Source organism: Candidatus Poriferisodalis sp., assembly GCF_965221945.1.
In the GTDB taxonomy this organism is placed as follows: domain Bacteria; phylum Actinomycetota; class Acidimicrobiia; order Acidimicrobiales; family Poriferisodalaceae; genus Poriferisodalis.
In genome coordinates this window covers 3837617-3864206 of the sequence record NZ_OZ244925.1, presented here as the reverse complement: position 1 = coordinate 3864206, position 26590 = coordinate 3837617, and the positions used below count along the sequence as shown (strand labels likewise).

Annotated in this window: 23 protein-coding genes; 20 read left to right on the top strand and 3 right to left on the bottom strand. The window is 63.9% G+C overall.

Translation table 11 applies throughout. The annotated features are described in order from the left end of the window. Positions 1 to 178 precede the first annotated feature (178 nt). Positions 179 to 1204, top strand: coding sequence for a sterol methyltransferase (locus tag ACOQPH_RS18070; protein ID WP_420622695.1), 1026 nt, complete (start codon positions 179 to 181; stop codon positions 1202 to 1204). A 100-nt stretch (positions 1205 to 1304) separates the two neighbouring features. Then, a complete protein-coding gene (locus ACOQPH_RS18065; protein ID WP_420622694.1) occupies positions 1305 to 2480 on the top strand; it encodes an amidohydrolase family protein in 1176 nt (391 codons plus the stop codon). 36 nt (positions 2481 to 2516) lie between these two features. Here the strand turns inward: ACOQPH_RS18065 and ACOQPH_RS18060 are convergent, their stop codons facing one another. Beyond that, positions 2517 to 2996, bottom strand: coding sequence for a VOC family protein (locus ACOQPH_RS18060; RefSeq protein ID WP_420622693.1), 480 nt, complete (start codon positions 2994 to 2996; stop codon positions 2517 to 2519). A gap of 1043 nt (positions 2997 to 4039) precedes the next feature. On the opposite strand from ACOQPH_RS18060, the gene ACOQPH_RS18055 reads away from it, so the two are divergent. Next, a complete protein-coding gene (locus ACOQPH_RS18055; RefSeq protein ID WP_420622692.1) occupies positions 4040 to 4858 on the top strand; it encodes a Fic family protein in 819 nt (272 codons plus the stop codon). Between the two features lie 20 nt (positions 4859 to 4878). On the opposite strand, the gene ACOQPH_RS18050 is transcribed toward ACOQPH_RS18055, so the two are convergent. After that, positions 4879 to 6114, bottom strand: coding sequence for an acyl-CoA dehydrogenase family protein (locus ACOQPH_RS18050; RefSeq protein WP_420622691.1), 1236 nt, complete (start codon positions 6112 to 6114; stop codon positions 4879 to 4881). Between the two features lie 108 nt (positions 6115 to 6222). On the opposite strand from ACOQPH_RS18050, the gene ACOQPH_RS18045 reads away from it, so the two are divergent. The 4 genes from ACOQPH_RS18045 to ACOQPH_RS18030 all read left to right on the top strand — a co-directional run bounded on the left by ACOQPH_RS18045 (position 6223) and on the right by ACOQPH_RS18030 (position 9773). Continuing rightward, on the top strand, positions 6223 to 6999 hold the full coding sequence (locus ACOQPH_RS18045; protein ID WP_420622690.1) for a short-chain dehydrogenase/reductase: 777 nt from the start codon (positions 6223 to 6225) through the stop codon (positions 6997 to 6999). Between the two features lie 67 nt (positions 7000 to 7066). Further along, on the top strand, positions 7067 to 8491 hold the full coding sequence (locus ACOQPH_RS18040; protein WP_420622689.1) for an amidase: 1425 nt from the start codon (positions 7067 to 7069) through the stop codon (positions 8489 to 8491). 45 nt (positions 8492 to 8536) lie between these two features. After that, positions 8537 to 8998 carry a cupin domain-containing protein gene (locus ACOQPH_RS18035; RefSeq protein ID WP_420622687.1) on the top strand — a complete coding sequence of 154 codons (462 nt, stop codon included), beginning with the start codon at positions 8537 to 8539 and terminating at the stop codon, positions 8996 to 8998. Then, a complete protein-coding gene (locus tag ACOQPH_RS18030; RefSeq protein ID WP_420622686.1) occupies positions 8991 to 9773 on the top strand; it encodes an SDR family NAD(P)-dependent oxidoreductase in 783 nt (260 codons plus the stop codon). Before ACOQPH_RS18035 ends, ACOQPH_RS18030 begins: the two co-directional genes overlap by 8 nt. Position 9774: 1 nt before the next feature. Here ACOQPH_RS18030 and ACOQPH_RS18025 read toward each other — a convergent pair whose 3' ends face one another. Next, positions 9775 to 10878 (bottom strand): amino acid ABC transporter substrate-binding protein, encoded by a 1104-nt coding sequence (locus ACOQPH_RS18025; RefSeq protein WP_420622685.1) that lies wholly within the window; start codon positions 10876 to 10878, stop codon positions 9775 to 9777. A 388-nt stretch (positions 10879 to 11266) separates the two neighbouring features. Here ACOQPH_RS18025 and ACOQPH_RS18020 point away from each other — a divergent pair, with 388 nt between their 5' ends. The 13 genes from ACOQPH_RS18020 (at position 11267) to ACOQPH_RS17960 (ending at position 26563) form a co-directional block, all read left to right on the top strand. Beyond that, positions 11267 to 12013: a RidA family protein gene (locus tag ACOQPH_RS18020; RefSeq protein WP_420622684.1), complete on the top strand. Its 747-nt coding sequence runs from the start codon at positions 11267 to 11269 to the stop codon at positions 12011 to 12013. Positions 12014 to 12104: 91 nt separating this feature from the next. After that, the gene (locus tag ACOQPH_RS18015; protein ID WP_420622683.1) at positions 12105 to 12746 is read left to right on the top strand and encodes a TetR/AcrR family transcriptional regulator; all 642 of its coding nucleotides are present in this window, start codon (positions 12105 to 12107) and stop codon (positions 12744 to 12746) included. 391 nt (positions 12747 to 13137) lie between these two features. After that, positions 13138 to 14193, top strand: a complete 1056-nt coding sequence (locus ACOQPH_RS18010) for a BMP family ABC transporter substrate-binding protein (RefSeq protein ID WP_420622682.1) — start codon at positions 13138 to 13140, stop codon at positions 14191 to 14193. Between the two features lie 37 nt (positions 14194 to 14230). After that, positions 14231 to 15583 carry an aminomethyltransferase family protein gene (locus tag ACOQPH_RS18005; RefSeq protein WP_420622681.1) on the top strand — a complete coding sequence of 451 codons (1353 nt, stop codon included), beginning with the start codon at positions 14231 to 14233 and terminating at the stop codon, positions 15581 to 15583. 24 nt (positions 15584 to 15607) lie between these two features. Beyond that, positions 15608 to 17146, top strand: coding sequence for an ABC transporter ATP-binding protein (locus ACOQPH_RS18000; RefSeq protein ID WP_420622680.1), 1539 nt, complete (start codon positions 15608 to 15610; stop codon positions 17144 to 17146). A 71-nt stretch (positions 17147 to 17217) separates the two neighbouring features. Then, the gene (locus ACOQPH_RS17995) at positions 17218 to 18237 is read left to right on the top strand and encodes an ABC transporter permease (protein WP_420622679.1); all 1020 of its coding nucleotides are present in this window, start codon (positions 17218 to 17220) and stop codon (positions 18235 to 18237) included. Next, positions 18237 to 19307, top strand: coding sequence for an ABC transporter permease (locus ACOQPH_RS17990; protein ID WP_420622678.1), 1071 nt, complete (start codon positions 18237 to 18239; stop codon positions 19305 to 19307). Before ACOQPH_RS17995 ends, ACOQPH_RS17990 begins: the two co-directional genes overlap by 1 nt. A gap of 13 nt (positions 19308 to 19320) precedes the next feature. Continuing rightward, a complete protein-coding gene (locus ACOQPH_RS17985) occupies positions 19321 to 19962 on the top strand; it encodes a helix-turn-helix domain-containing protein (RefSeq protein ID WP_420622677.1) in 642 nt (213 codons plus the stop codon). 42 nt (positions 19963 to 20004) lie between these two features. Next, complete coding sequence (locus tag ACOQPH_RS17980; protein ID WP_420622676.1) at positions 20005 to 21249, top strand: aminomethyltransferase family protein; 1245 nt, start codon at positions 20005 to 20007, stop codon at positions 21247 to 21249. Positions 21250 to 21585: 336 nt separating this feature from the next. Further along, positions 21586 to 23136, top strand: coding sequence for an amidase (locus ACOQPH_RS17975; protein ID WP_420622675.1), 1551 nt, complete (start codon positions 21586 to 21588; stop codon positions 23134 to 23136). A gap of 65 nt (positions 23137 to 23201) precedes the next feature. Then, on the top strand, positions 23202 to 24386 hold the full coding sequence (locus tag ACOQPH_RS17970; RefSeq protein ID WP_419922037.1) for a histidine kinase: 1185 nt from the start codon (positions 23202 to 23204) through the stop codon (positions 24384 to 24386). After that, positions 24383 to 25012 (top strand): response regulator, encoded by a 630-nt coding sequence (locus tag ACOQPH_RS17965; RefSeq protein ID WP_420622674.1) that lies wholly within the window; start codon positions 24383 to 24385, stop codon positions 25010 to 25012. Before ACOQPH_RS17970 ends, ACOQPH_RS17965 begins: the two co-directional genes overlap by 4 nt. 177 nt (positions 25013 to 25189) lie before the next feature. Then, positions 25190 to 26563: an ABC transporter substrate-binding protein gene (locus ACOQPH_RS17960; RefSeq protein WP_420622673.1), complete on the top strand. Its 1374-nt coding sequence runs from the start codon at positions 25190 to 25192 to the stop codon at positions 26561 to 26563. Positions 26564 to 26590 lie beyond the last annotated feature (27 nt).

Below are 26590 nucleotides of genomic sequence, written 5' to 3'. Positions count from 1 at the left end.
TCGGGCGTCGGGAAGCTCATCTGGCGGCGAGGTTAGTTGTCGTGCTCGCAGCCGATGATGGCGAGCTGGCGCGTGCGTCTCCGATCGATATGCAGAGCGCGGCTAGATTCATCAACTGCATGAAATACCGATTATATTGCACGTTCGATCATGCTCGAACTGAAGCGGGTCCCTCGTCATGTCACCCAAGCTCACTGGCCTTCTCAAGGGTTCGATCGACCGCACAGCTGTGTCGTCGAGCGTGAACTCGCACGAGCACAGCTATGACTTCGGGAGCCGCAACGGTCAGGATCGACGAGCGGCCGACTACCGGGATTTTGTCGAGAACTACTTCAAGCTCGTCACCGACTTCTATGAGTTCGGCTGGGGAGACTCGTTCCACTTCGCGCCGCGTGTCCGAGGCGAGAGTTTTCGCGCCTCAATAGCGCGTCATCAACACTTCATTGCGCACATGCTCGGCATGCAGCCTGGCATGCGCGCCGCAGACCTGGGGTGCGGCGTCGGCGGTCCCTTGCGCGAAATCGCCCGATTCTCGGGATCGCACATCGTGGGCGTCAACATCAGCACCTACCAACTCGAACGGGCCCGCAAACTGACCGACGAAGCCGGACTGAGTCACCTGGCGGAGTATCTCGAGTCCGACTTCACCAGCATTGACGAACCGGAAGGCTCGTTCGACGCGATCTACGCGATTGAAGCGACCTGCCACGCGCCCGATCGTGGCGAAGTGTTCGGTGAGGCGTTCCGCCTGCTCAAGCCAGGCGGCTGCTTCGCGTCGTACGAGTGGTGCATGACTGATCGATTTGACCCGGGTGACTCGCACCACGTGCGGCTCAAGAACGACATCGAACTGGGAACCGCAATACAACACCTGATCCGTACGCATGATGCGGACGACGCCATGCAGACGGTCGGATTCGAGCTGATGGAGTCCCGCGACCTAGCGGATCAGACCGGGCCTGCAATCCCCTGGTACGAACCCCTCGTCGGCTCCGGTCTATCTCTGACGAGCCTTCGAAGTTCGCGTGTCGGACGGTCGGTGACACATCAGTCCTTGCGCGTGCTCGAGGCGCTTCGTGTCGTGCCACGGGGCACACCCGGTGTATCGAGGATCCTGAACGTCGGCGCGGCAGCACTCGCCGAAGCCGGCCGGCTGGGAATCTTCACTCCGATGCACTTCGTGCTCGGACGCAAGCCGACGTAGCTCGGCGCCATGTCGCCCGGGCGGCCGACCCCGGATGGTCTGCGCGGGTGCCTGCTAATTTCGACTCGGTTGCCACCGAGCACCCAGAGGGGCGCACAACATGCCGATCACTGAGTTCTTTCCTGGCATCAAGATCGTCGACTCGGACACGCACTGGACCGAGCCGCATGACCTGTGGACCAGCTTGGCGCCGGCCAAGTACCGCGACCTTGTGCCGCAGATCCGCGAGCACAATGGCAAGCGCAAATGGGTGGTCGACGGCGACATCCCGATCGCGGGCGACTCGGCGGTGTCGGCGATCCTGCCCGATGGCGAAAAGATGCTCGGGCTGAAGTTCCTCAAACACGACATCGAGATGGTCCACGCGGCGTCTTACGACTGCGACGCCCGCCTGGAGCTCATGGATGCCATGGGCGTGAGCCACGGCATCGTGTACCCCAACGTCGGCGGGTTCGGGAACCAGAACTTCCTCAAGGTCTCCGACCGGGCGCTGCGCATCGCCTGCGTCGAGATCTACAACGACTGGATGAGCGACCTACAGGCTCGCTCGGGCGGGCGCATCCTGCCCATGGCCCTGGTGCCGTGGTGGGACATCGACGCCAGCGTCGGAGAAGTCGATCGCATGCATCGCAACGGCGCCAAGGGCATCGTGATGTGCTCCAACCCCCACGACTCGGGCATGCCGAACTTCGCCCAGCCCGACTGGCGACCGTTCTGGGAGATCTGCGAAGCGCTCGAAATGCCGGTCAACTTCCACATCGGCGCCTCCGAAGGCGACATCAATTGGTCCGGCTCGGTGCCGTATGACACCTGGTCGGGCGACGTGAAGATCTCCTTGGGAGGAGCGGCGATCTTCCTGAGCCAGCTGCGCTGGATGGTGAACCTGCTGGTCAGCGACGTCCCCGAGCGCTACCCGAACCTCAACTTCGTGTCAGTGGAGAGCGGCATCGGCTGGATCCCGTTCCTGCTCGACGCGCTCGACTACCAGTGCGGCGAGACCGCACCCGAGCACATGGCCCACCTGTCGATGAAGCCCTCGGAGTACTTCCGGCGGCAGTTCTTTGGCTGCTTCTGGTTCGAGTCCCAAACCTTGGCGCCGGCCATCGACCACATCGGGGCCACCCAGATCATGTTCGAGACCGACATCCCGCACCCCACCTGCCTCTACCCGCGCAGCGTCGAGCGGGTGCGTGACGCGATCGGCAGCCTCGATCCCGCCGTCCAGAAGCGGATCCTGCAGGACAACGCTGCCGAGCTCTACAAGATCGACGTGTAGCAGAGCAGTTGGGGCGGTTGCCGGCGGGGGCGGTCGCTACGCGGCGGTGGCCCCTCGGCTGAGTCGGTCGGCGCCCCAGCGGGCGATGTCTGCTTCGAGATCAAGCGGGATGTTGCGCGGAGCGTCTTTCTCGTAGAGCTCCAGCGGCACCTCCCACATCAATTCGAATTCGATGCCGTCAGGGTCGTGGCAGTACAGGCTGCGGCTGGTGCCGTGGTTGTTCTCGCCCACGAGAGCATCCATCTCGGCCAGCCGGGTCTTGGCCTCGGCCAGCTCGGCGAGCGTGGCGACTTCCCAAGCCAGGTGGTACAGGCCCACATGTCGAGCGGGAGCGCCCTCGCCGACCGCGCCGAAGAGTCCAAGGTCGTGGTCGGTGTTCGATTGGGGTGACGCCATGTAGATGCCGGTGCCATAGCGGTTCACCACGTCCAGACCGAGCGCCTGGTTGTAGAAGCGGGCTGACGCCTCTGGGTCTTTCACCCAGAGCACTGCGTGCCGAATGCCAAGTGTGGCCATGACGCCTCCCATCGGTGCAACTCGGACGTTGGGTGGGAGCTGATCCGCCGATCGCACCAATCGCCCCGCTCGAAGCGTACCGAGCAGCCGCCGTTGAGGCGAGATACCCCTTCTGGGACATCGGTAACCCGTGACGACGATGGGACGCACTTTTCTAGCAACCAATAACTTATTGTTTAAGTCGATTTCTCGCCCGATGCGCCAGCCCTGTCAGTCGCTACGGAGCAAAATCAATTAGTAATGATCGTTACAGGGCGTTAGCGTCAAGTTATGGCACGTCGTCCGGGCGTCCACTGGCCGACCGGAGCGCGCACAGTTTTCTTCGACGAAGCCGCATCAGCTGCCACCCTCTCCAAGGCCGTCGCTGAGGGGCGCATCCGACGGCTCGCACGTCGGATCTACACGGCAGATCTCATCAGCGAAGCCGACGAAGTCATATCGAAGAACTGCTGGAAAATCCTTGGGAAATTCCTGCCGAGTGCCCTCATCGCTGATCGGTCAGCTGCCGAAGACGGCCGAATTACCCATGGGCGGCTCTTTGTGGTCGCAGATACACATCGGAAGTCGATCCGGTTACCCGGACTCGAAGTCAGCATTCGGCCCGGTCACACATACGAAGCACCGCATCTGCCAGTCGCCGACACAGTGTGGGCCGAGGGACTGCGGATGTCGAGCGCGCCGCGAACACTGCTCGACAACCTTGAGGATTCTCGTCAGCACGGCGAAGGTCCTTCCCGGACACTGAAGCTGGCCGAACTCGATCACTGGCTCGCTCGCAAGTCCATCGTGTGGGGCGACGAACGAATAGAGAGATTGCGCGACGATGCAATCGCGCTGGCGCTAGCGCTCGGGGTCGATGAGCGAGTTCCGAGGATTCTTCGGCTCTTCGACCAGTTGTCAGGTAGCGAACCAGTTCGATCTCGCGCGGGATCGCTCCTTCTCGCACTGAGAAGTGGACGAGCTTGGGACGAACGGCGCTTGGACATGTTTGAGCGTCTCCGAGCACAGCTCAGCCGCACCGAGGAGTGGGGGCCCCCACCGAATTGCCCGCATCGACCGAGAAGGGCGAACTCGCCTTCTACGAGAGCTACTTCGCCCACGGTGCGGGAACCGGAACGATCCCTCTCCACGTCCCTGAAGAACTGCCGTTTTACGAGAGCTACTTTTCCAACTACATCGAGGGAACCGAATTCAGCCTGGAGGAGGCCCGGCAGATAGTCGATAGCCAGCAACCGCCCGCGTCTCGACCAGCCGACGGACACGACATTCTTGGCACCTACCGGTGCGTCGCTGATCCCGTCGGTCGGTCCACGACATCCGATGACCCAGATGTTCTCGTCGAGCTTCTCGTACAGCGACACGCCGCGATCATGGCGGGTCGGCCGGATGTCCAGCCGGGAAAGTGGAAGATCCTTTCCAACTCAGTCGGCACATACATCTTCGTCAAACCGGAACTCGTTGAAGGGACACTGCGGAGAGGGTTCGACTTGTTGCGACAAATCAAACCGGGATTCAGCCGTGCGCTCTTCGTGCTCTTCGCGATCTCCGAGGTGCACCCCTTCGCAGACGGAAACGGCCGTGCCTCTCGAGTCATGATGAACGCCGAACTCTCGCGGGTCGGCCAATCCCGAATCGTCATTCCCAACGTCTTCCGGAACAAGTACATCTCGAGCCTGCACCGTGCCTCCACCGAGAACGGCAACGTCGAGGCGCTTGCTCGCGTCTTGGCCTACGCATGGCAGTGGACCGCAACGATGTCATGGTCGGATCGTGCGGCAGCCGAAGGGCAACTGCACGCCACGAATGCGCTCATCGACTCGACTGAGGCTCAGCAGTCCGGCCGCCGCCTCGAATTGCTGTAAGGAATCCGGCAGCCGATGCATCAGTTGCGGCGGGCAGCGGAGTAGGGGATGTCCTTGGAGTCGTCTGGCTCCTTGGGCAGGCCCAGCACCCGCTCGCCGATGATGTTGCGCTGGATCTCGTCGGTGCCGCCGGCGATCGACATGGCCGGGGTGGACAAGAGGATCTCCGAGACGATGCCGTCGGCATTGCTGCGGGGCCCCACGAGCATCCCCATCGGGCCGGCGATCAGCGTGTGGACCTCGTGGCAGGCGCGGGCCGTGACCGACATGTTCAGCTTGGTGAGCGAGCCTTCAGGGCCGGGCGGTTTGCCAGCGGCACGTGCGGCCCGGGCACGCTTGGTGGTCCACGACGAGATCCGGCGAAGCGTCTCGACGCGGGCGATCTGCTGTCGGACCAGCGGATCGCTCACCCGCCCGGTCCGCTGTGCCTCGGGGATGACCAAGTTCGCCCGACCGGCCCGCTGCGGGTACCACTTGTAGGTGGCGAAGTATTCGTCGCTCTCGCGCTTGGCCTGGGTCACCGTCGGGCCGCCGTCGGCCGGGTAGCGGGGACGGCGGGTGGCCACCGCGGAGCGCTCGTGCGCCAGCGTGGTGAGGGCAATGCGCCAGCCGTCGCCGGGATTGCCGACCATCTCGCTGTCGGGTACCCGGGCATCGACAAAGAACACCTCGTTGAACGACGCATGGCCGTTCATCTGGCGCAGCGGGCGCACCTCCACTCCGGGCTGCTCCATCGGCATCAGGAAGTACGAGATGCCCTGGTGCTTAGGGACCTCCCAGTTGGTGCGGGCCATCAGGATGCCGAATCGGGCCGTGTGCGCCCCGGAGTTCCAGACCTTCTGGCCGTTGACAATCCACTCGTCGCCGTCGCGGTCGGCCCGTGTCACGAGCCCCGCCAGATCCGACCCATTCGTGGGCTCGGAGAACAGCTGGCACCACTTGTGCTCGCCGGTCAGGATCGGGCGAAGGTGACGCCGCTTCAGCTCGTCGTTGGCATGAGCCAGCAGCGTCGGCGCCACCAGGTACATGCTGACGCCGGCCGCAACGCCGATGGCTCCGACCGCGTCGAACTCGCCCGCCACGACGGCGTCCATGGACGGCGGCAGGCCTCGGCCGTGCCACTGCGTCGGCCATGACGGGGTGCCCCAGCCAGTGTCGGCCAGCAGGTTGCGCCACTCGATGAGCGGCCGCTCGGGGTGCCAGTGCTCGTCAAGCCATGTGCGGGCTTCGTCAGGTACCTCGCCGGCACTCGCCATGAGTTGAGCGTAGGACCACAGCGCATTCGACGCCCGTTAGTGCGAAGCGGACACCGCGCGGGCCGCGACCCCACGGCGCGTGTGAGACGCCGGGGTTACGTTGAGCCGATGGACTTGGGGCTAGCAGGCAGGCGCGCCGTGATCACTGGCGCATCAAAGGGAATCGGGCTGGGGTGCGCTATGGCGCTTGCCCGCGAGGGCTGCGATGTTGCGCTGGCGGCGCGGTCGGCTGATGTCCTGGCCAAGGCCGCCGGGGAGGTGGAGTCTGCGGCGCCGGAATCGACGGTCTCGACGCACGCTGTTGACCTGTCCACGACCGGGGGACGCCAGACGCTGCTGGCCGGGACCGGCCTCGACGGCCCCGTCGACATCTGGGTCAACAACGCCGGGGCAATCCCCGGCGGTGACATCGTGACCGTCGACGACACCACATGGCGCGACGCCTGGGACCTGAAGGTGTTCGGTTACATCGACCTGTGCCGCGCTATCTATCCCCTCATGTCCGCTCGAGGCAGCGGTGTCATCGTCAACGTCATCGGGGCGGCCTCGCTGCGGCCGCAGCCGTCCTACATCGCCGGTGCTGTGGGCAACAGCGGTCTTGTGGCGATGACCGCGGCGCTGGGCAGCCGGAGCCTGCGTGAGGGCGTGCGGGTGGTGGCCGTCAACCCCGGGCTCATCATCACCGACCGCATGGGCGATTTGCTGCGCCGCCAGGCGGTCGACGAATGGGGCGATGAGTCCCGCTGGGAAGAGCTGATTCCCGCCGATCCCGCTCCGGGAACCGTGGAGCAGGTAGCCGATGTGGTCGCCTTCCTGGCATCGGATCGGGCCAGCCACGTCAGCGGCACGTCGATCACGATCGACGGCGGCGCATCAGCTCGCTGACATCGCCGTGCTACCGGACCGGCCTAAACCGCTCAGTAGTGTCGTGCCTCGAAAGAGGTGGCCGGCCATGGATGTACCCGACTTCAGGTCAGTGACAGTTGAAGCGCTGGTGTCGATGGTGCGAGACCGGACGCTGACCGCAGCGGTGGTGACTGAACACGCGCTCGAGCGCATCGAAGTCCTGAACCCGCACCTCAATGCGTTCGTCGCCATTGATGAAGCGGCCGCTCGTTCCCAAGCCGCTGCCATCGATGCGCAACTCGATGCCGGCTCCGATGTCGGCCCGCTGGCGGGCATCCCGATCGGCGTCAAGGACCTCGCCGACGCCGCAGGGTTCGTCACCACTCGCGGAGCCATGCACCTGCGCGACACCCCGCCGGTCACCGCCGACTCGACCGAGGTGGCGCGTTTGCGGTCTGCCGGCGCCGTCATCGTCGGCAAGACCAACACGCCAGAGTTCGGCTGTATGGGCGACACGTACAACCCGGTGTTCGGAGCGACGTGGAATCCATGGAACCTGAGCCGTTCGCCCGGCGGTTCGTCAGGGGGCACCGGCGCCGCGATTGCATCGGGCATGGTGCCGGTCGGCACTGGCTCCGACGGTGGCGGCTCCATCCGGATCCCCTCGGCGATGTGCGGCCTGTCGGGCATCAAGACGAGCCAGGGACGCGTGCCGAGCGGGCCGCCGCCGCCGGGACTGTTGGACCTGTCGTGCGTGGGGCCGATGGCTCGCCTCATCCGTGACGTGGCGTACTGCCTCGACGCAGTGGTGGGTCCCCATCCGTCCGATCTCCGAAGCCTGCCCGCACCGACTGAATCCTGGCGCAGGGCGCTGGACGACCCCCCGCTTCCGAAGCGTGTGCTGTGGGTTCCCGCGTTCGACGGTGAACCGGTGGACGCTGAGATCCTGGCCAGCTGTGCTGCTGCGGTCGAGCGGCTCGCTGCGGAGGGCGTCGAGGTCGTCGAGATGGGCACGCTGTTCGACACGGTCTCGGGGGCGTTTCTGCCGCTCTTTCTGGGCGGGCTGATCGGGCCGGCGTTTCGGCCCCTGTACGGAACGCCTGCGTGGGATGACGTCACCGACGTACTCGCCGTGGCGTTGGAAGAAGCCTTTGAACGGGTGACGGTGGACACGGTGGCAGCGGCCCGCCAGCAGGCCGCCGAGCTGTCGATGCAACTCGGCGAGGTGATGGCTGGATTCGACGCGATGCTCTCGCCGACAATGGCGGGCCAGACACCTGTTGTCGGAGGGGACGGGACCATCAACGGCGTCGAGACGGAGAATTGGGTCCGCTTCACGCCGCTGGCCAACCTCACCCGGCGCCCAGCGGGAACCATCTGCTGCGGCTTCACCGATGACGGCATGCCCATCGGCCTGCAAGTACTCGGCCATCAAGTCGACGACATCGGCGTGCTGCAGACGCTTGCCGTGCTGGAGGATCTGCTTGGTCTCGACCCCATCGCTCCGGAGATCGCCCCTATCTCAGACTGAACTGCCGGCGCACGTCGCTTCTGGGCGGGGGGTTACGTTGGGCCTGTGGACGCCGACGAGGTGACCGAGTTGCTGGGCCTCACTCCACTAGCGAGCGAAGGCGGCCAGTGGGCCCAAACCTGGCGCGACGAGCATTCGTCAGCGATCTACTACCTGATGCAGTCGGGGGACTTCTCCGCTCTGCATTGTCTCGGGGGCGTCGAGCTCTGGCATCACTACGCCGGGGCACCCGTCGAGATACTGCTGCTGGAACCCGGTGGCGGCGTCGAGCGTCCGATGCTCGGTGACGACTTGGCAGGTGGACAGCGGCCCGTCGTCGCAGTCGGGCCCGGTGTCTGGATGGCGGCGGGAACTACGGGCGACTGGTCGCTTGTCGGCACGACGATGGCGCCCGCATTCACCGATGCCGGTTTCGAGCTGGGCGAGCGGGATGCGCTTGTGGCCGCCTACCCGCAGGCAGCCTCCGACATCGCACGCTTCACGCGAATGGAGACGGACTATGGCTGATCACGACGACCTTCGGGCGCCAGCGGACCTGCTGCGACTGGACGGCCGCGTCATCGTGGTGACCGGCGCTGGTGGCGGCGTCGGCACTGGCATCGCCCAGCGCCTCGGAGCGGCCGGTGCAACGGTGGTGGCCCACACGCGGTCGTCGCCAGTCGACCATCTGGTTGATGCCGCCGGCAACCCCGTGACCTCGGTCGAGGCGGATCTGCTCGCCCCCGACGCTCCGCAGCGCATCGTTGCCGCTGCGATCGATCATCACGGCCGTATCGACGGTTTGGTCAACAACGCCGCCATCGCGAACGTTGCACCGTTCGCCGAGCTGACCGACGACCTCTGGTCCGAGATGATCGATGTCAACCTCAACGCGACGCACCGGCTGACTCAGGCTGCCGTCCGCGCGATGCAGGCGCAGGGCTCCGGCGGCGCCATCGTGCACATTGCATCGATCGATGGACATCAGCCCGACGACGGGACCGGGCACTACTCCACTTCCAAGGCCGGGCTGCTGATGCATGCCAGGGCCGCGGCCGCTGCCTACGGCCCCGACGGGATCCGCGTGAACAGCATCTCGCCGGGTCTGATCGACCGGCCCAGCCTCGCCGACGACTGGCCCGACGGCGTGTCCCGCTGGCACGCAACGACACCGCTCGGACGGCTGGGCACGCCAGCGGACGTCGGCGACGCGTGCGTGTTCCTGTGCTCGGACCTGTCCAGGTGGATCACCGGAATCGTCCTCGTTGTGGACGGCGGCGTGCTGACGCGGCCCACCTGGTGATTCAGCGCGCTGGCGGCGCGTAGATCAGCCCGCCTTCGGTCCAGCGAGCATTGGGCGTGCCGGCCCGCTGCAATCCGACAAGTTCGAGGTTGCGGGTGAAGATCTCGTCGTAGTTCCCGATCTGGCGGACCACCTCGTAGAACGCATCGGGCTCCAAGCCCATCTTGGTCTGCAATTCGCCTTCGCCGCCGAGCAGTCGGATTGCCTCGGCATCGAGCTGGCCGCTGCCGAGCAGATCATCGACGTTGGCAGACGTGATGCCCTTCTCGTCGAAGATGATCGTCGCGTAGATCGTCCAGTTGACAATGTCGCCAAAGGTCGACTGGTTCGGCAGGTACAGCGGCGCAAGCGGCTCCTTAGAGAAGAGTGCTGCGGGGAAGATCACCCACTCCTGATCACCCTGTTGGCGATTCCGGCGACCGACGAGCCCTGAGCCATCGGTGGTCATCAAGTCGCATGTACCGGTGATGAAGCTGTCGGTGATGATGTCGAGGTCCTCGAAGGTCTGCAGCCTGATCTCGACGCCTGCAGCGTTGGCTGCGTCAGCGATGTTCTTCTCGGTGGTGGTCCCGGCGGTGGCGCAGACCGTTGCGCCGGCGATGTCCGCCACGGTCGATGCAGGCGTGAAATCGTCACTGGCGCGGCCCATCAACTGCTGGCCGTCGTAGAAGGTGACTGGCGCGAAGTCGAATTTCAGGTCGCCGTCGCGGCCCTGCGTCCAAGTCGTGTTCCGCACCAACACGTCGATGAGGCCGCTCTGCAACGCCGTGAATCTCTCGGCCGATGTGAGCGGCACGAAGTTGACCGCGCCGACGTCGCCGAGCATCGCGATGGCGAGGGCCCGGCAGTAATCGGCGTCGAAACCGGTGGTACTGCCGTCGGGTTGCGTCTCGGAGAATGCCACCGCGGCGCCGTACACCCCGCAGTTGAGGACGCCCCGCGACCTCACCGTCTCGAGCAGGTCGACATCCTGCGTTGCTTGAACCGGCACTGGATCCGCGGGCGCTGCTGCGGCCTCTGCGTCGACGTCGTCAACGGAGCTGCAACCGGCGATCAGCAGCGCCGCGGCGGCCACTGCACTGAGCAGACCGTGGATGGCTCGCATTCGTGTGTCACACCCCCTTGGTGCACTGCGGTGAGGACAACATGCACCTTATGAGCATGGTGCACAGAGTTGGAGAAATCACCATGAATGCACCTACCGAGACCCGCTCCCGTTCCGTCGACTGGCTACTCGCTATCGCTGTGGCGCTTGCCGGCTGCCTGCTGGTGCTGAGCTGGAGCATGCCCGGCGGCTAGGCCGGCGCACGTGTTCTGACACCCGAACTTGCCGAGCAGGAGGACCGCCTGCGCGAACAACTCGCGGACGGCTCGTTCACCGGGTGGCATCCGGCATCGTCGGGGGACACGACCATTCAAGATCGGTACTGTCCGAGCATTCCTCGCGGTCGCGGCGGATTCGCCGCAACGAGCATCACCGAACGGAGACTCCCATGCTTATCGCAAACCCTCGAGGCGGTTACCGTTTCCTCACCGGCATTTCCCCGTTCTCCAGCGGGGTTGTTGCCGACCCAGGGTTCGAAGTTGTTCACGCCACGCTGGGCGCTCACCTGCCGTGGCGCGAGGGCTTCGAGCTGATCGACGCCCACCTGTCCAAGTTCGGGCGAGAGCGTCAGGCGCTTTGCGCGATCGAACTCCGCTGCGCGTCCCCGTACTCCATGGGAGGCTTCATCGGGTTCAACGCCGGCTACGTCGAGCTCGTCCGGTCATGGGACCTCTACGTCGACGATCACAACCCGTTGGCCCGCACCAATGTGTCCCCAGCTCACAACCCGCCCGCCGAGCCGGTTCTGCACGCCTTCTCCTACACCGCCGAGACCGACGACGCCCCGACGACGTTCGTGGTCTCGGGTGCAGGGGAGATTCCCGAAGCGACGCTCGACGACACCGCCATCATCCGCAAGGGCGAGACCGGGCCTGAGGCCATGCGAGAGAAAGCCGGTCACGTGGTGGCCACCATGGGTTCGCGCCTCGCAGCCATGGGCGCCAGTTGGGACCTGGTCACCACGACCGACGTGTACACGATTTTCATGCACGAAGGTCTGCTGGAGGACGCGGTGATCCCTTCCATGGGGCCAGCGACCCGCCACGGTCTGCGCTGGCACCGGTCGCGCCCCCCGGTCCACGACCTCGACTTCGAAATGGACGTCCGAGGCATCCGGCACGAGATCACGATCTAAGAGAGGGATCGAGAGGGGGTCGAATTCGGCCCGCGGGGTCAGCGAAGTGCTGCATCGGCCAAACAGTCGTTAAGACTACGATCAGCGTTCAGTGTCGCTTCTCCCGAATTCCGATTCCCCGGTTCCAGCTGAAACGGCATCACGCAGTCGAGGACCCGAAGAGGTCACCGAACGCCTCCTGAATTCGGCGATCACCGTGTTCAGTGAGCGCGGCTTCGAGTCCGCCACCGTCTCGGATATCGCCCGCACGTGCGGTCTGACCACCGGGGCCATCTACGCGCGTTGGCCCACCAAGCGCGAACTGTTCACCGCTGTCATCGAGCACACATCGGCGCAGCGAATGCTGCTGTTGATCAAGGATGCTGAGGCGACCACTGCCGAGAAGCTCACGATGCTCGGCGCGACGCTGTTCATATCGACACGCGATGACACTCGCAACCTGTGGATCGAGGCATGTGTCAGCGCCAGCCGGGAACCGTCGCTGCACCCGGCCGTTGCCCAGTGCCAGGAGGCAGAAGCGGGCGATCTCGCGGAGATCGTGGCCGAAGGCAAGGCGTCTGGCGTCATCGACCCGTCGTTGAGCACCGATGCTGTCGTCTTCTTGTGCCAGTCACTCAGCCTTGGCACCTATCTGGCCATGCGTGTTCAGGCCGAAGAGCGGGGTCGCCCGACCGATGACGACTGGTCCGAAATCGTGGCTCGGCTCATCCGAGCAATCAGACCGGGGCACTGAGTCGAGCCGGCGGGAGGCTGTACGGCTGCTCACCGAGCAAGTCGGCAGCCGATAAGCAGAGCTCAGTCCTGATCGAAGATTGCTGGGTCGTCGCTGAAGTAGTTGCCGGTGAGCACCTGGTAGCGGGCGCCGGCCGAAGGGCGTTTCCCCACGACTTGCGAGTAGCAGCCAATGCAAATTGATCGGCGAAGCTCGGTTGCGGTGCCTTAGGTTTGGTGTTGCCAAATAAAATGGTCTGCTCCTGAGTCCAACCTATGCAGACGGCTCAGGTGGTTTGTGTCGACCTTAATGCTGCGCAACGGCCTGCTGCTTCAAGGCATGTCTTGACGACCAGGCGAGAATACGGCTACGTTCGGTGATTACAAATATCAAACAAATATTGGAGTGAACTGTGTCTATCCGAGCGCTCAGACTTCTTCCACTGCTCCTCGTCTTCGCTCTGTTCGCCGCATCCTGCGGCGACGACGCCGACAGCGGGTCTGCCGACGACACGTCGGCTCCGGCCCCAACAACAGCTGCAGCGGAGCCGCCCGCCGAGGAGCCGGTCGAAGAACCGCCGACGGTCGGCCTTGCTCTGCCTACCGCCAGGAATGACGGTGGGTTCAGCCAGTCCTACTATGACGGGCTGCTTGCGGCTGAGGCGGCCTACGGACTGACGATCGCCGTACAGGACAACGCCGGCGACCCGGAGCAGACGGTTGACGCCCTGCGCAATCTCGCGGCGACGAACGATCTCGTCATTGGCGTCGGCGCCCAGTTCGCCGAGGCCGGCACGATCGTGGCGCCCGAGTTCCCCGACGTCAAATTCGCGATCGTCAACGGGCAGGCCACCGACGACCCCAACCTTCACATCTACATCGTCCGCCAGGGCGTGCCCGCTTATCCCGCCGGTGTGATTGCCGCCGGCCTCACGCAGACCAACAAGGTCGGATTCATCGGCGGGCTAGAGATCCCGCCCACAACCCAGTCGGCTGACGCGTTCTCGGGCGGGGCCACCTCTGTGAACCCCGACATCGAGACCGTTTCCACCGTCGTCGGCGACTTCGAGGACGTGGCCGGCGCGAAGGAAGCTGCGGCTGCCCAGATCGCGGCCGGCGCAGATGTCCTGTTCGCCTTCGTGAACTCTGGACTCGAGGGCGTGCTCCAGGCCGTCGACGAGAGCGGCGAAGACGTCAAGATCTTCAGCGTCATCTTCCCCCAATGCGGCCGCTCGACCCAGTTGGTGGGGACGGCAACGCTGAGTTCCTTGGCTCAGGTCGACACGATGGTGTCAGCGTTCCTGTCAGGTTCGATGCCGGCGGACCTCACCCTTTGGGGGGTCGAGGATCCGAACATCCAGTCATTCGTGCTCTGTCCCGACTACGCCTCCGCGGACTTGGAGGCCCAGGTTGCCGACCTCATCGCCGGCATCAACGACGGATCCATCGTTCTGCCGCCCGGGGTCTAGCTTCGACAGCTCACGACCTCACCCAAAGGGACAGGCGATGCACGAGGCAGAGAACTACCGCGGTGCCTACGGCCAGGACCAGTACCAGCTGGCCATGAATACAGACCTCCCGCTGGGAGCGGAGCGACCCATGTTCTTCGTTCCCGGCGCCGGACAGATGGAACTGGTCAGCAAAGCTCAGAAATGGACGCAGTGGGGTCCGTTTCTCATTGTGGACGAGTACGTGGGCTGGTACCGGGAGGCGTTGCAACTTCGCGAGACCGTGGTGATCGGTGATTGGAGTCCGATCTGCAAGTTCAACATCTCCGGTCCTGATGTCCACGAATTCATGCGGTTCCTGCAAACCCGGAAGGACTTCGCTGATATCGAGATCGGCCAGTCGATGTACACCGTGATGGCTCGCGAGGACGGCAAGGTCATCCAGGATCCCCTGATCACCCGCGTGTCCGAGGACACCTACATGATCACCACGGACCAGATCGACAGCTGGCTGCAGCACGTGATCGAGGTCGGGAACTTCGACGTGCAGGTCACCGACATTCGCACCCAGTACTGCCTGATGTCGATCCAGGGACCGAACTCCACCGCGCTGATGAACGACGCCGCCGGGAATTTGATGGAAGGGCTCCGCTTCTCCCGGCTGCAGGCCACCGAGATCGCAGGCATACCGTGTGAAATCCTGCGGCAGGGATTCACCGGCGAGGTCGGCTACGAGATCTACGTCGAGGCTGATCGAACGAACGACCTCATCGCTCATCTCGTCGAAGCAGGCGCCAAGCATGGACTTGGCTTCCTTGGCAACTACACGTCGAGGCTGACCCGGGCCGAGGCCGGGCTGGTGATGCTGCACTTCGACTATCAGTGCGCCTTCGAGGGGGACCCCGGCATTCTGCGTCGCAACCAGCTCGATCCGGAGATGAGCTATTGCTCGCCGTTCGAGCTCAATCTCGACTATCTGGTAGGACTCGACCGCGAGGACGACTTCATGGGCAAGGCCGCGCTGCAGGCGGAGATTGACGCAGGCGGCCCGGCCCGGCGGATGAAGGGGCTGGTCTGGAACAGTGACGACGTGATCGAGCTGTACGCGGCCCAGTTCAGGGACGAACCGTCGCCACCGCCGATTCAATTCCCGCATCCGCTGTTTCCTGAGGCCTTCCCGATCGTTCACGATGGGCAGCAGGTTGGATGGGCGACGAGCGTCTGCTACAGCCCGATAGTTCGCCGAGTGTTCTCCTTCGGCCGCATCGACGTGGGGTTGACCGAGCCGGGAACAGAGGTCACCATCAGCTGGGGTGGCGGCGAGTTCCCGGCGATGGAGATACGGGCCGAGGTGATGGATCCCCCGTTCGTGTCACGCAAGCGCGCCAAGAACCTCGCGGCCGGGTCCTGATCCGGCGACGACACGCCATCTGCTGTGCCGGGACACCAAAGCGACATTCCCTCGGAACCGGCGAAGTCCGCAGTGCTGCATGCTGAGGGCATTACCAAGGCCTACGGGAGCCTGCTCGCCTGCTCGGATGTCGACTTCGATCTTCGCGCGGGCGAAGTCCACGCCCTGTTGGGCGAGAACGGAGCGGGCAAGAGCACACTGATGAAGATTCTCTACGGGCTCGTGCGCCCTGACCGGGGAACCGTCTCGGTTCACGGCCAGCCGATTCGGCTCCGCAGTCCCCGAGACGCCAAGGCAGCCGGAATCGGGATGGTGTCTCAGCACTTCGAGTTGGTGGACAACCTCACGGTCTGCGAGAACGTAGCCCTCGGGATTGGGTGGTGGCGGTCCAGCCGACTCTCCCGGCTCGCGTCGGAACTCGCGGACTTCTCGTCACGGCACAGTTTGGAAGTGAGCCCGCACGCCAGAGTTCGCGACCTTCCCATCGGGCTCCAGCAACGGGTCGAGATCGTCAAGGCTCTATTCGGGGGGGCGGAGATCCTGATCATGGACGAACCGACCGCGGTGCTGTCACCGGTCGAGTGGACCGGTCTCCAACAGGTGATCAGGTCGCTGGTCAACGACGGCAAGTCCATCGTCTTCACCGATCACAAGCTCCATGAAGCCCTTGCCGTCGCCGACCGCTGCACCGTGCTGCGTCGCGGCCGCAAGATCGGAACCGTCGACGCTTCCGATGCCGATGAGAAGACCATCGCCCGGATGATGGTGGGCCGCGACGTCTCGCTGCTCTCAAGGAACACCCCCAACACACCCGGAGATGCAGTCCTCGAGCTGAGATCGGTCTCCACTGCCTCAGCTCTGCACGACGCGAATCTCGACGACGTCTCCTTCTCCGTGCACCGGGGTGAAGTCTTCGGGGTTGCTGGCGTGGAGGGCAATGGCCAGAGCACGCTGGCCGACGTGTTGACTGGGCTGGTAGTGCTGACCGAGGGCGAAGTACTGCACTACGCCTCGCCGGAGACGTCAGTCCCAGGGGACGAAAAGCGCTCAGCCACGGGGCTGATTCCCGCCGACCGGCATGCCATCGGCAGTGCAGTCGATCGCTCGCTTCGGGACAACCTGATGTATCGCGACTTTGCCGCAGCGCCGCTGTCGAAACGGGGGTGGCTGCAGTTCGGTGCTATCGACCAGCACTGCATGAGGCTGTGCGAACGGTTCGACATCCGCGCACCGGGCATGCACGCCGCCTTCTCCGACCTCTCGGGAGGGAACCAGCAGAAGGCTGTGATCGCACGCGAGATGCACAACAGTCCGGAGTTGCTCGTCGCCGTCCATCCGACCCGAGGCCTCGACGTCGGCGCCATCGAGTTCGTCTACGAGGTCATACGGACCTTCCGGGACGCGGGCGGCGCTGTAGCGCTCATTTCAGAGGAACTCGACGAGATCCTGGCTCTGTCGGACCGGTTCGTCGTGTTGTTCAAGGGCAGGCCGAGCGAGGTGATCCGCCCCGATGAAGCGGACTTCACCGACATTGGCCTGAAGATGACAGGCGCGTCGGCGTGAGTTGGCAGCCGACTCGTTCCGCAGCCCTTCGACCGGTCCTGGCCTCGGGCGTCGCGCTTTGTCTAGCTCTGTTGATATCGGCGATCATCCTGGTTCTCAACGACCACGATCTCGGCACAGTGGTCAGCGCGGTGTTCCAGGGGGCCTACGGCGGGACTCGCCCGGCCGCGTCGACTCTGAGCAAACTCATCCCGATCATGCTCTGTGCCACCGGTTGGATCGTGGCCTTCCGGGTGAAGCGCATCAACATCGGACTCGAGGGGCAGATCATCGCGGGAGGGCTGGCGGCGGGGTGGGTCGGCATCAATATCGAGGTGCCCTGGGGACCGGCCCACCTGCTGATAGCCGTGGCGGCCGGACTCGTCGGCGGAGCGCTCTATGCCGGCATCGCTGCATGGATGTGGGCGCGAGCCGGAGCGAGCGAGATCCTCACCACGCTGATGCTCAACCTCATCGCCATCCAGGTGCTCGCCTGGGTCATCCGGGGCCCCATGCAGGACAAGGGCAGCGGGTTTGCCCGCAGCGAGAGCGTCAGGGATTCGGCCCAGTGGCCCGAGATGTTCGCAGGCACCGCACTCCATTGGGATGTTGTCGGGGTGGTCGCGCTGATCGGCCTCACCTGGCTCGTGCTGGCGAGGACCACGTTGGGCTTCCGCTTCGACATGGTCGGCGCCAATCCCGAAATGTCCCGCCACATGGACGTGTCTCCGACTCGCTTCGGAGTGCTGGCCTTGCTCATCTCGGGCGCGCTGGCAGGCCTCGCCGGCAGTTCCCGGATTCTGGCTGGCGAGATCACCACGGTGTCCGACAACTTCAGCGCGAACTATGGATATGACGGCATCGTCGTCGCCCTGCTCGCACGCAACTCGATTCCGGGCCTGCTTCCCGCGGCGCTCCTCATCGCTACCTTGCGCCAAGGCGGGGGTGCGCTGCAATCTCGAGCAGGGGTCTCCTCGGAGATCGTGCTGGTGGTGCAGGGTTTGATCATCCTCGCCGTGGCAGCCAGCGTCCTGCTCGAGCATCGCTGGGGACGTCAGCGGTCAGCCGTGCCTGTACCCGAGGCGGTCGGTCATCCGGCGGGAGGGTTGTGATGGAGCCCTTCGACGCGCTGTGGCTAGCAGCCACCATCCGCCTGGCGATCCCGTTGCTCTTGGCCGCGACCGGCGAGCTCATCTCCGAACGCTCTGGCGTGCTGAATCTGGGACTCGAAGGCATGATGCTGTCAGGCGCGTTCGTCGGCTATTGGGCCGCAGCAAGCAGTGGGAGCATCACCGCGGGCATTCTGGCCGCCATTCTGGCCGGCGCGTTCGGGGGCCTCCTCATGGCTGCGGTGGCGATAGGCCTGCGTGGAGACCAGGTAGTCGTCGGGATCGGGCTCAACATCGGGGCTCTGGGCGCTACCAACTACGCGCTGGAGCGGGCGTTTCCCGGCGGTTCGGGGCCGATCGACAGGCTTGACCCGATCGCCATTCCCGTCCTCAGCGAGATCCCCTGGATCGGCGGGGCTCTCTTCGAGCAGAATCTGCTCGGGTATGTCGCGTTCGTGCTGATCGGGGTGGTTGCCCTGATGCTCGCTCGAACCGGCCTCGGACTCGGGATCCGTGCGACGGGACAGAACCCGTCGGCCGCGAGCGCCGCTGGAGTGAGTCCCCTTCGCACACAGTGGGTGTCGACGACGATTGCGGGAGCGTTCGCCGGCCTAGCCGGCGCGTACCTGTCCATCGGCTCGGTCGGCGTCTTCAGAGAGGCCATGACCTCAGGACGGGGCTTCATCGCGATCGCGATCCTGGTGTTCGGCCGATGGCGGCCAGCGGGCGTACTGGTTGGCGCACTGCTCTTTGGCGCAGCCGACGCCCTCCAGCTGAGACTCCAGGCCGAGTCAGCTGTTCCGGCGTCGGTGTGGTTGCTGATCGGCATCATCGCCGCACTCCTGATCTGGCGGAGTCTCAGACGCACCGAGGTGGTCAAGCTACGAACCCTCGGCCCGCTGGCGGCAGTGATTGTGGCCTCACTCGTTCTTCTTGTGGTCCGTCCTGACATCTCCATACCCAGCCAGATCTTGCTCGCTGCGCAATACGTCGTGGCGCTCGTGGCACTCCTTGCCAGCCGCCGTGAGACCAACATGCCGAGATTCCTCGCCACCCCTGTACCCCGCAACTAAAGGAGCACAAACGATGCAAAAGACCAGGAGTGAATCCGGGTCGAGCGAGAGCGATTCTGTCGACATCGCGCTGCTGGGGCAGCGGATCCGCCTCGTCCGCACCGACCTGGGCATGACTCTCGCAGACGTAGCCCGGGAGACAGGGTTGTCCACTGGTTTCTTGAGCCAAGTCGAGAACGGGTTGACGAACGTCAGTCTGGGCGCGCTCTACAGAATCGCTGGCGCGCTCAAGATCACCGCACCCGAACTCCTAGCTCAGGGCGCGGAACCAATCGTGAGTGTTGTCCGGCGCGACGAGGGTGTGTGGAGGAGCGCTGACGAAGCGGATCCTCCGCAGCTTGCTCGGATGCTCACATCGACTCCGCGTCGACGAATGGAGATACGTGAATGTGTGGTGCCCCCCGGATTCAGAAGTGATCCTGCATGGACACATGCCGGTGACGAGATCCTCTATGTCCTCGAGGGCACTGTTTCCGTCGAGCTTGAGGGTCATGGAGTCGAAACTCTAGAAGCCGGAGACACGATGGTATTTGTGGCGAATGTGCCTCACCGGTGGATCGGCGGAGATTTTGAGGCCCGACTTCTCAATATTGTCGTTCTGCTTCCGGGATCGTCGCCGACCCTCTCGCAGGATGTCCCGGATCACTTGGCCTGAGAATGTGTCAGTCAAGAGTCGAAGAAAGAGAGACTTAGTCCGATGAGTCTAGAGTTCTTTGGTTCCCCGCTCACCGATCGACTCTTTGCCTGCAGTCCTTTTACTGCTGCGGCTCGAAGAGCGAATGTGCAGGGAGCTTGGGCGACCTGGGGCGAAAATGCGTTACCCGAATTCTTTTCCAGTATCGCCGTAGAAACTGCTGCAATCCGTAATGCTGCAATGCTGGAGGACAAGTCACCTCTGGCCAAGATTCATATTCATGGGCCAGATGCAGAGCGTTTCATCAATCGACTCATTCCGAGAGATGCAACGCAGATTGCCATCAATCATGCATACTACACACCATGGTGCGATGATCTTGGGAAGGTCATCGTTGAAGGCATGCTACTTCGACTGAGCGAGATTGACTTCATCGTCACAGCAGGTTTGATGAATCGATGGTTATCACGGCAGCGCAGACGGCTAGAGGTTGTTATTGAAGACGTCACAGATTGCTTCGGGATTCTCGCATTGCAAGGACCGGATGCGTTGTCGATTCTCCAAGAAGCAACCGGGCAAGACTGGTCTCATCTAAAGTTCTCACGCGGCCGCCGAACAGCATTCTCCTCGGTGCCAGTACACGTTTGGCGCACGGGATTCACGGGAGTCAAGGGCTACGAACTCTGGGTTCCCCCGGAAGCTGGAAACGACGTTTGGGAGGCGCTCGTATCTACGCCTTCTGGCGCCTCGATCGAGCCGTGTGGGCACGCGTCTCAAGACATCGTTCGCGTCGAGGCTGGCATGGTACTTCCCGCCATCGACTATGCACGAGCGGGTCCAGATGTCGTAAAGGCGCATAGTTACGGACTGGTAGATGATGCGTACCATGCTTCGCCGTACGAACTAAATCTCGGACGCTTTGTGGACTTCAACAAGGGTGACTTTGTCGGAAGAAATGCACTCCTTACTGAAAGTCAAGCCGGAGGCATCGGACGTCGCATTTGGGCCATGAGAGTTGATTGGCGTCAGCTTGTGTCTTCATACGTGGAGCGCGATGAGATGCCCATCGTCAACGGAAAAATTCGACGTATCCCCCCTATGAAGCTGCTCAGTGGGGGTGACGTGACTGGATTCGCGACAAGCATCGGTTGGAGTTCGAATCTCAAGGAAATCATCGGATTCGCCCACTTGCCAGCTCACCTGGATCCTCTTGAAGCTGTGTCCTTGAGGTGGGATGAGAGCGAACACCCGATCGATGTTCCGGTTTCGCTCTCGAGACTGCCGTTCGTGAAGCCGTCGCGAAAATAGGAGACACGACAGCCTCAGCAGTTCGACGTCGGAATGGGGGCGATGGCGACGTTCCGTTCTGGCCTGGCGTCGCTGGCTCGAGAGGCGGCCGAGTCGTCGATCGTGCTGCTGGGTCAGTGGCACCTCGACGCCAACGGCACCGCGAGGACCGGCCGATCGAGTTCTCCGTGGGGTTCGACGCAGCCACGGCCCGCCGCCTCTCAGCCTGAATCCGCCTGTCGAGCGGCAACACAGATACCCGCAATTGCAGGTGACATGGCGTTCGCGGCCGTACTTACGCTGCGAACGGTTCGGCCCTTTCGAGGGTCGCGACGACGGACGACCCTGGGGGTAGCGGTGGCCATTCCAGTACCCGACCTCGACGAGCTTCGGGCGATCTCACAGAACTGGAATCTGGGGCTCCATGACGACGAGCTCTCGGTGTATCAGACCCTGATCGAAGGCGCGTTGGGGTCATATGAGTACGTCGATGCGATGTACGACGCATCCAAGCCCGCTGCGCCGGAGCGCCACAGCTACCACCCGGCGGACGGCGAAAACCAACTCGGAGCCTGGTATGTCCGGTGTGAGCTCCGCGAATCCGAGTTCGGTCCGCTGACGGGAAAGACGTTCGCCATCAAGGACAACGTGGCGGTCGCGGGGGTCCCGATGATGAACGGCTCGCGCATCGTGGAGGGATTCATCCCCACGGTCGACGCCACTGTCGTGACCCGGATCCTGGCTGCGGGAGGCACGATCCTGGGCAAGTCGGCTTGCGAGGACCTGTGCTTCTCGGGCGCCAGCCACACGTGCGCCACTGGTCCCATACGCAACCCATGGGACACATCGCGAACCTCGGGCGGTTCGTCGGGCGGCAGCGGCGCCCTGGTGGCCGCAGGCGAAGTGGACATGGCTATCGCTGGCGACCAAGGCGGCTCGATCCGGATGCCGGCCGCGTTCTGCGGCAACGCGGGACTGAAGCCAACGTTCGGCCTCGTCCCCTACACCGGCGCCTACCCGATCGAGTCGACCATCGACCATCTGGGTCCGATCGCACGCAACATGGCCGATCTGGCGACATTTCTCACCGCGATCGCAGGTCCTGACGGCCACGACCCTCGCCAACCCCATGCACCTTCGGGCATCGACTACTCCGCCGGCATGGACGACGGGATCGAGGGCCTCAGGGTTGGCGTCGTCGCCGAAGGATTCGGATGGGAGGGCCTCAGCGACCTCGATTCCGACTCACTCGTGGAAACTGCCGCTCATCGTCTCGCGGACGCAGGCGCAATCGTCAAGACCGTCTCGATCCCCGAACACCGAGATGCCCTGCATGTCTGGAACGTCATCGCGACCGACGGCGCCATGTGGCAGATGATCCGCGGCAATGGCTACGGCATGAACTACCGAGGCCGGTTCGACCCCGAACAGATCGAGCACTCACACCGAGGCTGGAAGGCCAACGCCCATCTCACATCGAAAACGCTCAAGTTCGTGATGCTGTGCGCGGAGCACACGATCTCCCATACCGGCGGCGGGGCTTATGCGCGGGCTTCCAACGTTCGCCCGCAGATCAACGCCGCCGTCGACGCGGCATTCGCCGACTATGACGTGCTGTGCTACCCGACGCTGCCGTTCCCGGCGAAGAAGATCCCGTCGAGTGACGCCCCGATCGACGAGTACGTGGCGCGTGCGTTGGAGATGATTCCCAACACGGCAGTCTCCAACGTGACCGGCAATCCTGACCTGACGATTCCGGTCGCAGCGGGCCATGGCATGCCGGTGGGCATGAGCATCGTGGGCAAGCAATGGGATGAAACCCTGCTGATTCGGGTAGGCCGTGCCTATGAGAAGCTTGTGGGCGGTTTCGCCCTTTCTCCGATGGCAAAAGAGAGGCTCCACGACTGAACGAAGGGCACACGAACCGTGCTCTATTGATTGGGAAAACATCGGTCTCAGAGCGCGAGGGAGCCATGACTGAAGTCAGGCCTGGAGGAAACGGCACCAGCGGCAGCGAATCTGTCGGCCTCGAGGATCTCGAACGACTCGCGGATCTCAGCGAGACGCTGGTCGGATTCCTTGACCCCGCCGCGCTCGCCCAGCGCACCGCCACGCTGCTGCATCGCCTGCTGGGGCTCCCACTCGTTTCGGTGGCTGTGCGAGACGGCATATCGCACTACGCGATGCGGGGCGTCCATGGCGCACGCACCGACCGTTTCCGTCAAGTCCAATTGTCGACGGGTGAGGGCATGGGCGGCCGGGTCATGATTGAGCGGCGGCCGATCGAGGTGGAGAACTACACCACCGATCCGCGCATCACCAATCACTTCGCCGACGTGGTGTCTGCTGAGGGACTCGGCGGCATGGTGGCTGTGCCGGTCGAATACGAAGATGATCTCGTGGGCATCCTGTACGGCGGTCTGCGTTCCATCGGATCGATCGGCGACCGATCCAAGGTGCTGCTCGAAGAAGCCGCTTCCAGCCTCGCGCCGATGATGGCAGCCTCGGTTCGAGCCGCCGCCGCCATCCAGCGGCACGTCGATGCCGAACGTCTGCGCATTGCGAGCAACCTCCACGACGACGTGAGCCAGCTGCTGTTCTCGATCAGCGTCGCCGCTCAATGTCTGCGCGATGGAGGCAACGAGAGCCAGTCCGTGATCGCCGAGCGCATCGAACGGCAGGCCCACGAGGCAACCCAGCGATTGCGTCAAGCGTTCAAGGTCACCGAGCCCAGAGTGCCCAGCGAGTCCGCGACAGTTGCGCTGCAAAGCGAGATCGACGACTTGGCCGGTAGATCGGGGCTCATGGCGCACTTCGTCGTGCGAGGTGCAATTTGTCCGATGCCGCAAAGAGTCGAAGCTGCACTCGTCGGCATCGCCCGCCAAGCTTTTTTCAACATCGAACAGCACGCACAGGCGTCCATGGTCGTTGCCACGCTGGACTTCAGGGACGCAGAAGTGTCACTGGTTATTCAAGACGACGGCTACGGGCTGCCGAAGAACGTCGAGCCCCTGGTGATTCCGTCCGGCGACGGGCACTGGGGTTTGGCTTCGATGCTGCGGCAGGCACAACGTCAGGGCGGCGACCTGGAGGTGCGGCCCGGAGAGGACGGAGGGACCACGGTCCGCATCACAATGCCCGTCGGCGAGAGCCGATGACCGCGTCGGTATTGGTGATCGACGACCATCCCGTGGTAATCGACGGAGTCCGCCAGCTTCTGGCTCAAACGACGGACTTCACCATGATCGGCGAGGCCACCAAGGGCGTCGACAGGGTGGCACTCGCGAAGTCGCTGGCACCTGATCTAGTGCTGCTGGACTTGAAGCTGGGCGACAGCTTCGCGCCGCACCTGTGCCGGCTGCTGGCTGAGGCTGCGCTGGCGTCTCGCATCGTGATCCACACAGCCTTCGACAACCGGGAACCGCTGAGGGCTTGCCTGAACGCGGGCGCGGTGGGGGTTGTGCTGAAGGACGCCAGCAATCTGGTGGACGCACTGCGCCGCGTCATGTCCGGCGAGATCTACGTGGATCCGTCGCTTGTGGCGGACCCGAGAGTTCGGGCACTGCGGCTCGGAGAAGAAGGCGGCGTGTATGAGTCGCTTACCCTGCGGGAATACGAGGTCTTGTGCGTCATGGCGCTGGGTCGCACCAGCAAGGAGATCGCAGCCGAATTGCATCTCGCCGAGAACACGGTGCGCAGCTACACCCAGGTGCTGCTGTCGAAGTTGCATGCGCGTAACCGCATCGAAGCTGTGGCGATCGCCCGCGAGTTAAGACTCCTCTAGCCATCACCTGCATTCGCGGGTAGTTGCGCTCAACCCTGCAATCGCGTGTGTCGGCACATCCAGCCTGCGACATAAGCACTTGCAGAACACGCCTCAGACGCAATGCGTCGCAGCGGCCGCACGGTGCGGCGTCTGCGATCAATGCCTGAAGCGTCACGAAGGGGGAGACCAGTTCCTATGTCTGCAAATGCAAGCGTGGCCGGGTGCCGCGCCCGAAGTCACCTATACCGACTCACCGTCGCACTGATCGCACTCGGGCTGACGCTGGCAGCGTGTGCCAGCAGCGATGATGCCGCCGATCCGGCGGCCGACACCGCAGCGGCCATCGAAGCGGGAACTGCCGACACTGCTGCGGAGGCCACGGAAACCACGACTGCCGACATGGCGGACGACGAGGCCGCTGCTCCTGTGGAGACAGAGCCGATCCGTGTCGGCAGTCTCCTCGACGAGACAGGGCCGCTGAATATCTACGGCACGCCGATGGCGGACGCAACAAGGCTCGCGATCGCTGACATCAATGCGAAGGGCGGCGTGCTGGGCCGTCAGCTCGAGCTCGTGGCGCTCGACTCGAAGTCTGATCAGAACGAGTACATCACCGGAGCCGATCAGCTGGTTGCCCAAGACCTCGCCGTGGTTCATGCCGGCATCACCAGCGCGTCGCGTGAGGCGATTCGGCCGATCTTCGACGAGGCCGAGTTGCTGTACTTCTACAACGTCCTCTACGAGGGCGGCGTGTGTGACCGCAACACCTTCGTCACCGGCGTGGTGCCGACACAGCAGCTGCAGGTGCTGATCCCGTGGGCTATCGAGAACATGGGGCCGCGCCTGTACGTGCTGGCTGCGGACTACAACTACGGCCAGATCTCGGCCGACTGGGTCCGTGAGTACGCGGCTGCCAACGGCGGCGAGATCGTGGGAGAAGACTTCTTCCCCCTCGACGTTGCCGAGTTCGGCACCACGATCTCAGAGGTGCAGGACGCCAGCCCCGACGCAGTCGTGTCGCTGCTGGTCGGCGGCGCCCACATGTCCTTCTACAGCCAGTACGCAGCCGCCGGGGTCAACGCCGACATCCCCATCGTGTCGACGACGTTCGGTCTGGGCAGCGAACAAGTCGCACTCGATGGGGCCTCGTCTGAGGGCATCGTCGTCGCCTACCCGTACTTCGAAGAGCTCGACACCGCAGTGAACGCGGAATTCGTCGCTGCGTGGCAGAACGAATTCGGCAGTGACTACCCCTACATCACCGACCTTGCTGTCTATGTCTGGGAGGGGTGGCACCTGTGGGCTGACGCTGTGAACGCCGCAGGGACCTTGGACCGCGACGCCGTGATCGCACAGCTTGAGAGCGGTGTCAGCTTCGGCAGTCCAAAGGGCGAGGTGAGCATGGACGGCGGCTCGCACCACCTGATCCAGCCGGTCAGCCTGGCCCGTGCCAATGCCAGCAACGGCTTCGACGTCTTCGAGACGTTCGACAACATCCCGCCGTCGTTCGAACAGGACGTCTGTGATCTGATCGCCAGCCCCGACACGAACGAGCAGTTCACTCCCTGATCCCTCCCAGCGGGGCCGGCGAGATGC

Bases quoted from the DNA above. Each gene is read 5' to 3' on its own strand.
- ACOQPH_RS18020 (WP_420622684.1), top strand. From the start codon at position 11,267: ATGCTTATCGCAAACCCTCGAGGCGGTTACCGTTTCCTCACCGGCATT.
- ACOQPH_RS18025 (WP_420622685.1), bottom strand. From the start codon at position 10,878: ATGCGAGCCATCCACGGTCTGCTCAGTGCAGTGGCCGCCGCGGCGCTG.
- ACOQPH_RS18045 (WP_420622690.1), top strand. From the start codon at position 6,223: ATGGACTTGGGGCTAGCAGGCAGGCGCGCCGTGATCACTGGCGCATCA.
- ACOQPH_RS17960 (WP_420622673.1), top strand. From the start codon at position 25,190: ATGTCTGCAAATGCAAGCGTGGCCGGGTGCCGCGCCCGAAGTCACCTA.
- ACOQPH_RS17970 (WP_419922037.1), top strand. From the start codon at position 23,202: ATGACTGAAGTCAGGCCTGGAGGAAACGGCACCAGCGGCAGCGAATCT.
- ACOQPH_RS17990 (WP_420622678.1), top strand. From the start codon at position 18,237: ATGGAGCCCTTCGACGCGCTGTGGCTAGCAGCCACCATCCGCCTGGCG.
- ACOQPH_RS18030 (WP_420622686.1), top strand. From the start codon at position 8,991: ATGGCTGATCACGACGACCTTCGGGCGCCAGCGGACCTGCTGCGACTG.
- ACOQPH_RS18070 (WP_420622695.1), top strand. From the start codon at position 179: ATGTCACCCAAGCTCACTGGCCTTCTCAAGGGTTCGATCGACCGCACA.
- ACOQPH_RS18040 (WP_420622689.1), top strand. From the start codon at position 7,067: ATGGATGTACCCGACTTCAGGTCAGTGACAGTTGAAGCGCTGGTGTCG.
- ACOQPH_RS17965 (WP_420622674.1), top strand. From the start codon at position 24,383: ATGACCGCGTCGGTATTGGTGATCGACGACCATCCCGTGGTAATCGAC.
- ACOQPH_RS17985 (WP_420622677.1), top strand. From the start codon at position 19,321: ATGCAAAAGACCAGGAGTGAATCCGGGTCGAGCGAGAGCGATTCTGTC.
- ACOQPH_RS18050 (WP_420622691.1), bottom strand. From the start codon at position 6,114: ATGGCGAGTGCCGGCGAGGTACCTGACGAAGCCCGCACATGGCTTGAC.
- ACOQPH_RS18060 (WP_420622693.1), bottom strand. From the start codon at position 2,996: ATGGCCACACTTGGCATTCGGCACGCAGTGCTCTGGGTGAAAGACCCA.
- ACOQPH_RS17980 (WP_420622676.1), top strand. From the start codon at position 20,005: ATGAGTCTAGAGTTCTTTGGTTCCCCGCTCACCGATCGACTCTTTGCC.
- ACOQPH_RS18005 (WP_420622681.1), top strand. From the start codon at position 14,231: ATGCACGAGGCAGAGAACTACCGCGGTGCCTACGGCCAGGACCAGTAC.
- ACOQPH_RS18065 (WP_420622694.1), top strand. From the start codon at position 1,305: ATGCCGATCACTGAGTTCTTTCCTGGCATCAAGATCGTCGACTCGGAC.